Raw genomic sequence first — 11,329 nt, 5'->3', positions numbered from 1 at the left:
GAATCAAATTTTGCAACTCGATCGCCTAGCGATTGAGCATCCCCGTTAGTGGAGGATACTTTGTCGTAGGGTGGGTCATTTGCAATGATCCTCGTTAGCTCAGCGGTAGAGCATCCGGCTGTTAACCGGAGGGTCGTTGGTTCGAATCCAACACGGGGAGTACATATGGTCCGTTGGTCAAGGGGTTAAGACACCGCCCTTTCACGGCGGTAACGCGGGTTCGAATCCCGCACGGATCATTTTTTGGCGCCATAGCCAAGTGGTAAGGCAAAGGTCTGCAACACCTCTATCCCCGGTTCAAATCCGGGTGGCGCCTTGCAAGTTACACGTCTTAATCTAGCATATGCTAATTTAAGACGTGTTTTTGTTTGCAAAAAAAGAGTAATGTATTTTGTTTATAAGAGTATATTTGTTTAGAGGGGTACACATAAAGGTAAAGTAAAGAGCTGGAAATGAGACAAATTCTGATAAGCAAAAACTTGTCAGAAAAGTATGGAAAAATAGGTATTGACGATTGGTAAGGAAGATACTATAATAATTTTATATCTGGCGCCATAGCCAAGTGGTAAGGCAAAGGTCTGCAACACCTCTATCCCCGGTTCAAATCCGGGTGGCGCCTTAAGTTAGTGTGACAAGTTTTCAACGAAGACTTGTCATTTTTTATTGGAGAGTTTTTATGTAAAACTCTACGGAGCGTGGATTGGTTTGTAGACAGAAACGACCTATAATATATACATGGAGGTGGCGTGGGTGGATTGTAATAAAGTTGGTAGTTTAATTCGTGATTTGAGAAAAGAAAAGGGCCTGACACAAAAAAAGTTGGCTGATTTAATGAATATTAGTGATAAAACCATTTCAAAATGGGAGCGCGGATTAGGATGTCCTGATGTGTCACTTTTACATGAGTTGTCTCAGACACTAAATGTTAATATTGAAAAAATTTTATTGGGGAATTTGGAGCCCAATAACGCAGATGGAGGAAATATGAAGCGAGTAAAATTTTTTATGTGCCCATGTTGTGGCAATGTAATGACATCAACTAGTGAAGCAGAAATCTCATGCTGTGGAAGGAAATTGACAGCCTTGGTACCAAAGCCTGCTGCTGATGAGCACCGCCTAAAAATAGAGAATATTGAAAATGATTTTTATATCACCTTTCCACATGAAATGAGGAAGGAACATTATATTTGTTTTATTGCATATGTATCCTATGACAGGGTGCTTTTTGTTAAGTTATATCCTGAGCAGGGTAGTGAGTTGCGCATACCCAGGCTGCATGGAGGGAAGTTTTACTTTGGTTGTAGCAAGCATGGATTGTGGGTGACCAAATGACAACAACAGAGGAACAGCTATTTGAACCAATAGATATGGAGAATTGGTCGAGGGCACAAAGCTTCTATTATTACACCCAAATAGCTCCTACAACCTATTCTATTACTGTGTCTATGGATGTTACAGTGTTGCGAAAGGAATTGAAGATTAGAGGGCTAAAGTTCTTTCCTGCATACCTATGGCTTGTAACAAGGGCTATTCAAGAAGTAGAGGAGCTTAGAGTAGGAGTAATGGACGGTGTTTTGGGGCACTGGAAGAGACTAATTCCTGTATATCCACAATTTCATGAAGATGACAGAAGTACCTCATTATTGTGGACTGAATACTATGATAATTTTTCCAAGTTTTATCAATGTTATTGTAGCGACATAAGGGAATATGGTGACAACCATGGTATTTTGACCTCAAAGGGTATTCCTTTGCCAAACGGATATGTAATTTCTTGTATACCCTGGTTTACACTTCAGAGTTTTTCCCTATATAACCATAACTTAAAAGACTATTATTTTCCTAGTTTTGAGGCGGGAAAATTTGTTGAGACACAGGGTAAGATTTTAATGCCATTATCGGTTACGTTGCATCATGCAACAACAGATGGCTATCATTTGAAAGTTTTTTTTGAAGCATTACAGCGTATGATGGATTATCCATCCCAATGGATTTGAAGAATGCAATGGATTATTACCTATTAAATGCCTTAGGAAGATAACCTAGGGTATTTTTTATTGAAAGAAGAACTACGAACCAATTGCTTAGGAGAAGTGTCTGTCAGGAAATGGGGGAATATATTTAGATAATCATCTAAATGATATTGACGCAGTGTTGAATATATGTTATTTTATATTTAGATAAATATCTAAATGAAGTGGAGGTAATCAGTTGGGGATTCAACAAACATTAAAAGCAATAGGAGACCCCACTCGCCGGGAAATCTTAGATTTATTAAAGGCAGGAGAAAAAACTGCTGGTGAAATAGGTCAGCATTTCCAGGCTACAGGGGCAACAATTTCTCACCATTTATCCGTTTTAAAAAATGCGGGTTTGATTATGGATGAGAAAAAAGGAAAGTATATTTATTATGAGCTAAACATGACAGTTTTTGAAGAAATTTTAAGCTGGTTAACAGCTTTTACCGGAGGGAATAAGGATGAATAAGAAGAGATTAGCTATTTATTTTTTTGGAGCTTTGCCACTCATTATGGTGTGTTTGGTTTATAAAAATTTACCCGACTTGGTTCCCATGCAGTTTCAAAGCGATGGCGGTATAAGATATGGAGAAAAGTGGAAACTATTTTTGATTGCAGGTTTAAGTTTGGCCATGGGGGTATTTATGCCCCTTATGGCTAAAATTGATCCTAGACGAGAGAACTATTCAAAATTTTTTCCTGTCTATGAAAGAATTGTTTTAATAATAGAAGTTTTTATGGCCGTGACAATGGGGATTGTGATTTTAGAAACACTTTTTCCTGGACGAATACCAGTGATACGTGTAGTAAGCGGAACAGTTGGCTTAATGTTTGTTCTGTTGGGCAATATGATGCCAAAGGTTAAATCCAATTATTTTACAGGAATAAAAACTCCTTGGGCTTTAAGCAGTGAAACAGTTTGGAATAAAACACAAAGGCTGGGTGGCAAGATGTTCTTTTTTGGTGGTTTGGTTATGTTTTTAAGTGCATTTGTTTTTCCCATACAAATGATGCAGTATATAACCATTGGTTTAGTATGTTTGATTGTGTTGGCGCCAACGTTAATGTCATATGTTTGGTATCAAAATGAGATAAAATCCATAGAGAAGTAGTAAAGAAACTCTAATTTATTAGGGCTTGCATAAAATAGTGAGCATGCTAACAAAAAATGTTGACGGTACAAAGATTTACGGCTATACTGAGTTCAATGATAGCCAAAGATGCTTTTACCGTCAATTTTTTAGAGGGAATTTTTTTCTCCTTGGGAGGTTAAGAATATGCAAAAAGAGAGAACTGTTTTTGTGATTGGACATAAGAACCCTGATACGGATTCCATTTGCGCTGCTATTGCTTATGCAGCATTAAAAAACAAGTTAAACGAAGGTAGTTTTGCTCCAAAAAGGGCAGGAGAAATTAACAATGAAACAAAATTTGTTTTGGAACATTTTGAAGTTGATGTTCCCGAGTTTATAGACCATGTTGGCACGCAGGTGAGTGATGTAACGATTAAAACCACACCTGCAATCAGTAAAGAGTTTTCCTTAAAAAAAGCATGGAATACCATGCGTGACTTAGGGGATGCCACAATGCCAGTAGCACAGGATGGAAAACTTGTGGGAATTATTTCTGTTAAAGATATTGCTACAGCAAATATGGATGTATACGAAACTCATATTCTTGCAATGTCCCATACCAAATATACAAATATTCTGGAGACCATCGATGGCAAAATGATTGTAGGCGATGAGAATGACGTTGTAACAAAGGGGAAAATTTTGATTGGTGCTGCAAATCCCGATTTATTGGAATCATACCTGGATGAGGGGGATATTGTGATCACTGGGAACCGCTTTGAGAGTCAGCTTTGTGGGATTGAAATGAATGCAGGGTGTATTGTTGTTTGTATGGGGGCTCCAGTCTCTAAAACCATTCAGAAATTGGCTATTGAAAACAACTGTAAAATTATCAGCACACCTCATGATACCTATATGACAGCAAGATTAATGAGCCAAAGTACTCCTGTTGGCTATTTTATGCGGAAAGAAAATTTAATTACGTTCCATAAAGATGATTTTATCGTAGATATAAAATCGGTGTTATCAAAAATTAGGCACAGAGACTTCCCTGTTTTGGATCATGAGGGAAACTACTGTGGTATGCTTTCCAGACGTTCTCTGTTGAACACGGAAAAGAAGAAAATTATTATGGTGGATCATAATGAAAAATCTCAAGCTGTAGACGGTATAGATGAGGCGGAAATTATTGAAATTATCGACCATCATCGTTTGGGTAGCTTGGAAACTACAATGCCTGTGTATTTCCGTAACCAGCCCGTTGGATGCACGGCAACAATTGTTTATGGAATGTATTTAGAAAACGGGATTGAGGTTGAACCTAAAATTGCTGGGCTGTTATGTTCTGCTATTTTATCAGATACATTAATGTTCCGCTCTCCTACCTGCACAGAAAAGGACAAATTGGCTGCGGAGGCTTTGGCTGAGGTAGCGGGGATTGAAATTCAGGAGTATGCTGAAAAGATGTTCCGAGCTGGAAGCTGCTTGGGTGATAAGGCTCCTGAGGAAATCTTTTACCAGGATTTCAAAAAGTTTAGTGGTGGTGGCCTAAGCTTTGGTGTTGGGCAGATTTCCTCTTTGGATCAGGATGAGCTGGCTCAATTACGCCCCAAAATTGCCGCCTATATGAAATCTATCCAGGGTAGCTGTGACATATTATTTTTCTTATTAACGAATATCATTACCGAATCTTCAGAGTTGGTGTTTGTTGGAGATAAGGCGAAAGAGGTTGTTGATGCAGCATTTTGTGGTAAGATGGAAGATGATTGGATTCTACTGCCGGGAATGGTTTCTAGAAAGAAACAGTTTGTTCCTAAAATACTAAATGGGATTCAACAATTGATATGATGAAAAATTATAAAATAATTCTTGCCTATGATGGCGGCCGATATAATGGTTGGCAGAAGCAAGGCAACACAGATAATACCATACAAGAAAAATTGGAGGGCATCCTTACTGCTTTGGCAGGATGCCCTACGGAAATTTATGGCTCAGGCAGAACAGATGCGGGAACCCATGCCTATGGACAAGTTGCTAATTTTCATATGAATTGGTTGGGAACGCCAGAAAAATTGATGGATAGCATTAATGAAAAGCTACCTGAGGATATAGCGGTGCTGTTCATTCAAGCGGTTAGTCCAAAGTTTCACAGCAGGTTGAGTGCAAAGGCCAAAATTTATGAATATACCATATGGAATAGCAAAAAACCCCCAGTGTTTGATAGAAAGTATGTTTTTTGGAGCCAGAAATCCTTAGATATTGAGAAAATGAAGACGGCGTCTAAGTTCTTTTTGGGTGAGCATGACTTTAAAAGTTTTTGTGCCAATAAGCGTATGAAGAAATCCACTGTACGCCAAATATATGATATTCAGTTTTATTGCTCTGTGGACAAAGTCACTATTGCTTATTATGGAAATGGATTTTTATATCAAATGGTAAGAATAATGACTGGAACGCTTATTGAGGTCGGCGAAGGCAAATACAAGCCTGAAGAAATCCCCTTAATATTAGAGGCATTAGATAGAAAAAAAGCAGGCTTTACAGCGCCAGCCAAAGGGCTTGCATTAAAAGAAGTATTCTATGAAGAAGGGCAGGATGGAAATGATTAGAATAACTGATTTAAAACTACCTATTCATGGAACGGAGGAACAACTAAAAAAGAAAGCAGCTAGGGCCTTGGGTCTCCCTATGGAGGCCATCGTGGAACTACAAGTTTTTCGTCGGTCGATAGATGCAAGAAAAAAAGATCAAATCCACTATGTGTATGTAGTTGATGTTCTAGTTAAGGACGAGAAAAAGATATTAGCCAAGACAAAAGGTAAAAATATTACAGTGACGCCAGATTTTTCGTATTCATTCATACAGGGAAAAATAAAATGTAACTATCGCCCAGTGGTTGTGGGGTTTGGACCAGCGGGGATGTTTGCAGCCTTACTTTTGGCAGAAATGGGTATAAAGCCTATTGTGGTGGAGCGAGGCGGGGATGTGGAGAGTCGCCATAAAGCCATAGAGGGATTTTGGAAAGAAGGCAAGCTTGACACTGAGAACAATGTTCAGTTTGGGGAAGGCGGTGCTGGGACTTTTTCAGATGGAAAGTTAACCACGAGAATTAAAGATCCTCGATGCCGCAAGGTTTTGGAAGAACTTGTGGAGGCCGGTGCACCTGAGGAAATTCTATATGATGCAAAGCCACATATTGGTACAGATCTATTACGAGGCGTGGTACAGCGAATTCGGGAAAAAATTATTTCTCTTGGCGGTGAAATTCATTTTTTTGCAAAGGTAACGGATATTGTTGTGGAAAGTGGAAAAGTACAAGGGGTTATCTTAGCAGATGGCAAAACCATTGTAACCAATGATGTTGTGCTTGCCATAGGTCATAGCGCAAGGGATACCTTTGAAATGTTGCATGAAAAGGGTGCATCCTTAGAACAAAAACCCTTTGCCATGGGTGTTAGAATTGAACATCCACAAAAAATGATTGATGATGCCCAATATGGAGCTACAGCAGAGAATCTTCCCCCTGCGGATTACCGCCTAACTTATACCACTCAGAAGGGTCGAGGCGTATATACTTTTTGTATGTGCCCTGGTGGGTATGTGGTGGCTGCGGCTTCAGAGGAAGGCCGATTGGCAGTGAATGGAATGAGTGAGTATTCTAGAGATGGTGAAAATGCAAACTCAGCCCTCCTGGTACAAGTTTTCCCGGAGGATTTTGGCTCAGACCACCCCTTGGCAGGAATGCATTTTCAGCGTAAGCTAGAGGAAAAATCATTTCAGGCAGGCGGCGGAAACTACGCTGCACCAGTTCAAAGGGTAGGTGCATTTTTGCAAAGAAAGGCAGAGACCTTAGAAGTTTCTCCAACTTATCTTCCTGGAACAAAAGAGGTGGATTTGGATGCGATTTTCCCTGCCTTTATGACAGAAGCAATGCGAGAGGCAATACCCGCCATGGCTAAAAAATTAAAGGGGTTTGACAGGGCAGACGCTGTATTAACGGCAGTGGAAAGCAGAAGTTCCTCCCCAATACGAATTTTACGTGGTGAGAATGGTGAAAGTCCATGGGCAGAAGGGCTCTATCCCACAGGGGAAGGTGCTGGCTACGCAGGTGGCATTGTTTCTGCCGCTGTGGATGGGATTTCTGTGGCTGAAAAGATTTTTACTAAGTATAAACAGCAATGATTCTTAACACTTTGAGAAAAACTACGAAAACTCGTAGGATAGTATTATATCTATCTTACGAGTTTTTTCATAAAAACAAGCTTAAATTTTTAGCAATATATACTAAAAATTTCCTTTAAGTTTTTGGTTAATCACCTCTTGCCAGGCTATGTAAAGTTTCCCCTGAAAGACGATACACAGTCCAATCTTTCATGGGTTCTGCGCCAAGGGATAGATAAAAATGAATGCTTGGCTGATTCCAATCCAAACACCACCACTCTAAACGACCACATCTGCGATCTACAGCAATTTTTGCCAATTTTGCTAGAAATTTTCTACCGTAGCCAAACCCTCTAAATTCTTCTTTGATGTATAAATCTTCAAGATAAATACCAGATTTACCCAAGAAAGTTGAAAAGTTGTGGAAGAAAAGGGCGAAACCGATTTCTACACCTTCAACCATGGCGAAGATGACCTCAGCTTTTCTTTGGTCAAAAATCCATTCTTCCAGGAGTGCCTCAGTGGCAACTACTTCATCTAACATCTTTTCATAATCTGCCAACTCTCGAATAAACTGCATTATTAAGGGCGAATCAGCTTTATTTGCAAAGCGAAAACTCAATTCCATAAAAATCTCCCTTCGGTAGTCTTATTTGTTTTAATTTAATATAGAGGGTAACTTTATTTAAGTTTGTAGGTATCCACTCCATTAACTATGGTACCCATGTAGGATGGATACCATAGTTTTAAATACTAGAATCATGGTTGCCTTATTGGAAAAAGGATTGTTTAAAGGCGGTATAAATCCTTTAGTCGATTTCTAAAATGGTTAAGGATCCTGTCTTATCATCACACAGGTATTTAAGTGAAAATGCATCACCCTCGTTTAGACTATGTAATTTTTCAGACACGGTAGAGTTGTAAAACTGAAAGGCTTGTATGGTTCCATCTTCTAAGGTAACTTCCACAGTATGGTTATCGGAGAGGCCGTTAAAAATAGCGGAAACACCTTGAGGTGGGAGAACCAAACCGTTAATAGGGGTAACATCTGTAATGCTGTAAAAATACTTAGGGTCTTTAATACCGTCGGCAAAGATATTTTTTTGCATGGTAATATTCCACTCACCCAAAACTTCTTGAACTTCCGTGGTTGATTGAAGTTTCGCTGTTACTGAGTATGTATCATCGGATTTCTTATAGTCTGATAAAACTGTCTCGGCTAGACCTCGGTCTCCTTGTTCTAGTAAATAGGAATCCCAATTTTTGTCATAGGTGATAAAGCTAGACAATCCTTCGGGAAGGGGCAATAAATCAACATAGTTTGCAAAGAGAGCAATAGCATATTCTTGTGCTACCTTTCTTGGAACTTTTAGGCGATTATCATCTGTTTCGGAAACCAGGGGATGTTCTGCTCCGTATTCCCCTAAGAAGTAATATAGGGCGCTCCAGAAAAAATCGGGATCCGTTGGGGTATAAGTTTTATTATTTTCAAGCATACACCGCACTAGGGAATCAACGGGTTCAACCATAGCTGTCATATCTTGAGGCAGCGTGTTGGAAGTTTCTTTTTGCTGAGCCTGGGGTTCATTCATTTTTTTGCTACAAGCTGTTGTACCAAATAATAAAAGCCCAGAAATTATATAAATTATGTATTTTTTCATTTACAGTCCTCCTTAAGGCTAGTTTCATATACAATAGTATATTCCTATTTTATAAACGAATCGTAACAAAAGTCTTTCATATTTATAAATTTTTTTTGCAAGTCTTTCCTCCTCATACATAAAATATGATAGGAGAAGTCTTTACCCCTTAGAAAAAAAATGTTATACTATCAAAACGATATTGTCATAACATAGATAAGAATGGCAAATCGTGGGCTTCCTATCGGTTAATATGGAAGAAGGGATGGTTTTTTGTATGATAGCGCCAGAACCGCAGATAGGGCGGTTGACGAGGTAGAAGTGATCGAAATTTCGGCGGATGCTTCTCGCCCATTCGTTCAGGGTCGCAGGTCTTTCTACAAAATGGAAGAGTGGATTTTCCAGACAAAAAGAAGGGCAACGGACGAATAAAAAATGAAGGAGAACTTTAATTATGTGTGGAATTGTTGGATATGTCGGTAACGAGGAGGCAATACCTGTTTTGCTAAATGGCCTTGCCAAGTTAGAATACCGTGGATATGATTCGGCGGGTATTTCGGTTTATAAGGATGGAATTCAAACCATTAAGACAAAGGGCAGGTTAGCGATGCTCTCAGAAAAAATTGAAGGTGGAGAATCAGTATCTTCACACATTGGTATTGGCCATACCAGATGGGCTACCCACGGTGCGCCAAGTGACAGAAATAGTCACCCTCATAATAGCCAAAGCGGTAAAATATCTGTTGTTCATAACGGGATTATTGAAAATTATATTGAGCTAAAGGATTTTTTGGAAGATAATGGATATCATTTTTTGTCGGAAACAGACACAGAAGTGGTTGCCCAGTTGTTTGATTATTATTACGAAGGTGACCCTGTTGGCACCCTAAGAAAAATAATTGGGAAAATTCGTGGTGCATATGCTTTGGGTATTATGTGTAGCGATCATCCCGATAGTTTAATTGCAGTTCGTAAGGATAGTCCTCTTTTGGTAGGCCTAAGTGAGGATGGAAACTATATTGCTTCGGATATTCCTGCATTATTGGAATATACAAGGGACTATTATTTATTGGATGACAATGAAATTATACTTTTAACCACGGAGGGTGTTACCCTTTTTGACTTAGATGGAAATCAGATTCAAAAAGATGTCTTCCATGTAACATGGGATATTGATGCAGCTGAAAAGGGTGGCTATGACTACTTCATGATGAAAGAAATTATGGAGCAGCCAGAAGCCCTAAGAAAAACTATTTTTCCAAGAATCGAAGAAAAAGGAATTGAGTTGGAATCTCTTTCGTTGACAGAGAAGGAAATCAGGGAGTTTAACCGCATTCATATTGTTGCTTGCGGTAGTGCATGGCATGCAGGAATTGTAGGAAGATATGTAATGGAAGAGGTTAGCAGAATACCCGTTGAGGTTGATATTGCTTCGGAATTCCGTTACCGCAATCCTATTTTGAATAAAAATGATCTTTGTATCATTATTAGTCAGTCAGGTGAGACAGCAGATACTTTGGCTGCCCTAAGAGAAGCGAAGAAACAAGGGCTTAAGGTGCTGTCTATTGTGAACGTAGTTGGTAGCTCCATTGCCAGAGAAAGCGATGATGTGATCTATACATGGGCGGGACCTGAAATTGCAGTAGCAACTACAAAGGGTTATACAACCCAACTCTCAATGCTGTATTTGGTGGCGCTTCATTTTGCAAAGGTTCGTGGTACAATGAATGAGGAAAATTTGCAAGCATATGTGCAAGAACTTCATCAATTGCCAGAAAAAACCGAGGAAGTGTTAAAATTGGATGGCCAGATGGCTGAACTTGCGAAAAGGTATGCCCATAGTGAGGATGTATTTATTATTGGTCGTGGCCTGGACTATGCAGCTGCCATGGAATCTTCACTTAAGCTAAAGGAAATTTCTTATATTCATAGTGAGGCTTATGCTGCCGGAGAATTAAAGCATGGCACAATTTCTTTAATTGAAGAGGGAACATTGGTGATTGCCATTGCAACCCAGGAAAGATTATTCGAAAAGTTGGTCAGCAATGTGAAAGAGGTAAAAGCTAGGGGTGCAAAGGTAATTGCCATTACAACTGAGGGAAGCCACGATATGGATAATGTGGCTGATGAGGTTGTTTATTTACCAAGATCCGTAGATATGTTCACAAGTTCTTACAATGTTTTGCCTATGCAGTTGTTTGCATACTACACAGCGGTTGAAAGAGGTTGTGATGTGGATAAACCTAGAAATCTTGCTAAGTCTGTAACTGTAGAATAAATAAAAAGCCTTCATGAAATTCATGAAGGCTTTTTTTATTGGTTAAGCAGGGAAGACTGTATGGATTAAATTGTAAATTTAACTGCGTTTCTATTGACACATAGGTGTATTATTTATATAATACACCTATGTAGTGTACTATTGATATAGTACACTTGG

The 11,329-nt window shown here is 39.1% G+C and carries 11 protein-coding genes and 4 tRNA genes; 13 read left to right on the top strand and 2 right to left on the bottom strand.

Going from position 1 to position 11,329, the window contains the following annotated elements; all coding sequences use genetic code 11:
- The first annotated feature begins 88 nt into the window (after window positions 1–88).
- From ABVZ64_RS08905 to ABVZ64_RS08855, 11 genes are all read left to right on the top strand, one after another.
- Window positions 89–160 (top strand) — tRNA-Asn (locus tag ABVZ64_RS08905).
- 7 nt (window positions 161–167) lie between these two features.
- Window positions 168–239 (top strand) — tRNA-Glu (locus ABVZ64_RS08900).
- A 6-nt stretch (window positions 240–245) separates the two neighbouring features.
- Window positions 246–316 (top strand) — tRNA-Cys (locus tag ABVZ64_RS08895).
- Window positions 317–548: 232 nt separating this feature from the next.
- Window positions 549–619: transfer RNA gene (locus ABVZ64_RS08890), tRNA-Cys, on the top strand.
- A gap of 131 nt (window positions 620–750) precedes the next feature.
- Window positions 751–1,332: a helix-turn-helix domain-containing protein gene (locus tag ABVZ64_RS08885; RefSeq protein ID WP_352400654.1), complete on the top strand. Its 582-nt coding sequence runs from the start codon at window positions 751–753 to the stop codon at window positions 1,330–1,332.
- On the top strand, window positions 1,329–1,997 hold the full coding sequence (locus ABVZ64_RS08880) for a CatA-like O-acetyltransferase (protein ID WP_352400653.1): 669 nt from the start codon (window positions 1,329–1,331) through the stop codon (window positions 1,995–1,997). The genes ABVZ64_RS08885 and ABVZ64_RS08880 overlap by 4 nt, the downstream gene beginning before the upstream one ends.
- A gap of 214 nt (window positions 1,998–2,211) precedes the next feature.
- The gene (locus ABVZ64_RS08875; protein ID WP_352400652.1) at window positions 2,212–2,487 is read left to right on the top strand and encodes an autorepressor SdpR family transcription factor; all 276 of its coding nucleotides are present in this window, start codon (window positions 2,212–2,214) and stop codon (window positions 2,485–2,487) included.
- Window positions 2,480–3,130 (top strand): SdpI family protein, encoded by a 651-nt coding sequence (locus ABVZ64_RS08870; RefSeq protein WP_352400651.1) that lies wholly within the window; start codon window positions 2,480–2,482, stop codon window positions 3,128–3,130. The genes ABVZ64_RS08875 and ABVZ64_RS08870 overlap by 8 nt, the downstream gene beginning before the upstream one ends.
- 165 nt (window positions 3,131–3,295) lie before the next feature.
- The gene (locus tag ABVZ64_RS08865) at window positions 3,296–4,939 is read left to right on the top strand and encodes a putative manganese-dependent inorganic diphosphatase (RefSeq protein WP_352400650.1); all 1,644 of its coding nucleotides are present in this window, start codon (window positions 3,296–3,298) and stop codon (window positions 4,937–4,939) included.
- On the top strand, window positions 4,936–5,700 hold the full coding sequence (gene truA, locus ABVZ64_RS08860; RefSeq protein WP_352400649.1) for a tRNA pseudouridine(38-40) synthase TruA: 765 nt from the start codon (window positions 4,936–4,938) through the stop codon (window positions 5,698–5,700). The genes ABVZ64_RS08865 and truA overlap by 4 nt, the downstream gene beginning before the upstream one ends.
- Window positions 5,693–7,273, top strand: coding sequence for an NAD(P)/FAD-dependent oxidoreductase (locus ABVZ64_RS08855; RefSeq protein WP_352400665.1), 1,581 nt, complete (start codon window positions 5,693–5,695; stop codon window positions 7,271–7,273). The genes truA and ABVZ64_RS08855 overlap by 8 nt, the downstream gene beginning before the upstream one ends.
- Window positions 7,274–7,400: 127 nt before the next feature.
- Here ABVZ64_RS08855 and ABVZ64_RS08850 read toward each other — a convergent pair whose 3' ends face one another.
- Together ABVZ64_RS08850 and ABVZ64_RS08845 are read right to left on the bottom strand one after the other, a co-directional pair.
- Entirely contained in the window at window positions 7,401–7,880 is a 480-nt protein-coding gene (locus ABVZ64_RS08850; RefSeq protein ID WP_352400648.1) for a GNAT family N-acetyltransferase, read from the bottom strand.
- A gap of 181 nt (window positions 7,881–8,061) precedes the next feature.
- Window positions 8,062–8,913 carry a LytA/YqiH family protein gene (locus ABVZ64_RS08845; RefSeq protein ID WP_352400647.1) on the bottom strand — a complete coding sequence of 284 codons (852 nt, stop codon included), beginning with the start codon at window positions 8,911–8,913 and terminating at the stop codon, window positions 8,062–8,064.
- A 252-nt stretch (window positions 8,914–9,165) separates the two neighbouring features.
- On the opposite strand from ABVZ64_RS08845, the gene ABVZ64_RS08840 reads away from it, so the two are divergent.
- Both ABVZ64_RS08840 and glmS read left to right on the top strand, forming a co-directional pair.
- Window positions 9,166–9,324 (top strand): hypothetical protein, encoded by a 159-nt coding sequence (locus ABVZ64_RS08840; RefSeq protein ID WP_352400646.1) that lies wholly within the window; start codon window positions 9,166–9,168, stop codon window positions 9,322–9,324.
- A gap of 22 nt (window positions 9,325–9,346) precedes the next feature.
- Window positions 9,347–11,170, top strand: a complete 1,824-nt coding sequence (glmS, locus tag ABVZ64_RS08835) for a glutamine--fructose-6-phosphate transaminase (isomerizing) (protein WP_352400645.1) — start codon at window positions 9,347–9,349, stop codon at window positions 11,168–11,170.
- Window positions 11,171–11,329 lie beyond the last annotated feature (159 nt).

This window comes from Anaerotignum sp. (genome assembly GCF_040307045.1).
In the GTDB taxonomy this organism is placed as follows: Bacteria; Bacillota; Clostridia; order Lachnospirales; family Anaerotignaceae; genus Chakrabartyella.
The sequence above is the reverse complement of the archived record's forward strand: the minus strand, read 5'-3'. Positions and strand labels throughout refer to the sequence as shown.

Coding starts and splice junctions, on each gene's coding strand:
- ABVZ64_RS08880 (WP_352400653.1), top strand. CDS start 1,329: ATGACAACAACAGAGGAACAGCTATTTGAACCAATAGATATGGAGAAT.
- ABVZ64_RS08870 (WP_352400651.1), top strand. CDS start 2,480: ATGAATAAGAAGAGATTAGCTATTTATTTTTTTGGAGCTTTGCCACTC.
- ABVZ64_RS08865 (WP_352400650.1), top strand. CDS start 3,296: ATGCAAAAAGAGAGAACTGTTTTTGTGATTGGACATAAGAACCCTGAT.
- truA (WP_352400649.1), top strand. CDS start 4,936: ATGATGAAAAATTATAAAATAATTCTTGCCTATGATGGCGGCCGATAT.
- ABVZ64_RS08855 (WP_352400665.1), top strand. CDS start 5,693: ATGATTAGAATAACTGATTTAAAACTACCTATTCATGGAACGGAGGAA.
- ABVZ64_RS08850 (WP_352400648.1), bottom strand. CDS start 7,880: ATGGAATTGAGTTTTCGCTTTGCAAATAAAGCTGATTCGCCCTTAATA.
- ABVZ64_RS08845 (WP_352400647.1), bottom strand. CDS start 8,913: ATGAAAAAATACATAATTTATATAATTTCTGGGCTTTTATTATTTGGT.
- glmS (WP_352400645.1), top strand. CDS start 9,347: ATGTGTGGAATTGTTGGATATGTCGGTAACGAGGAGGCAATACCTGTT.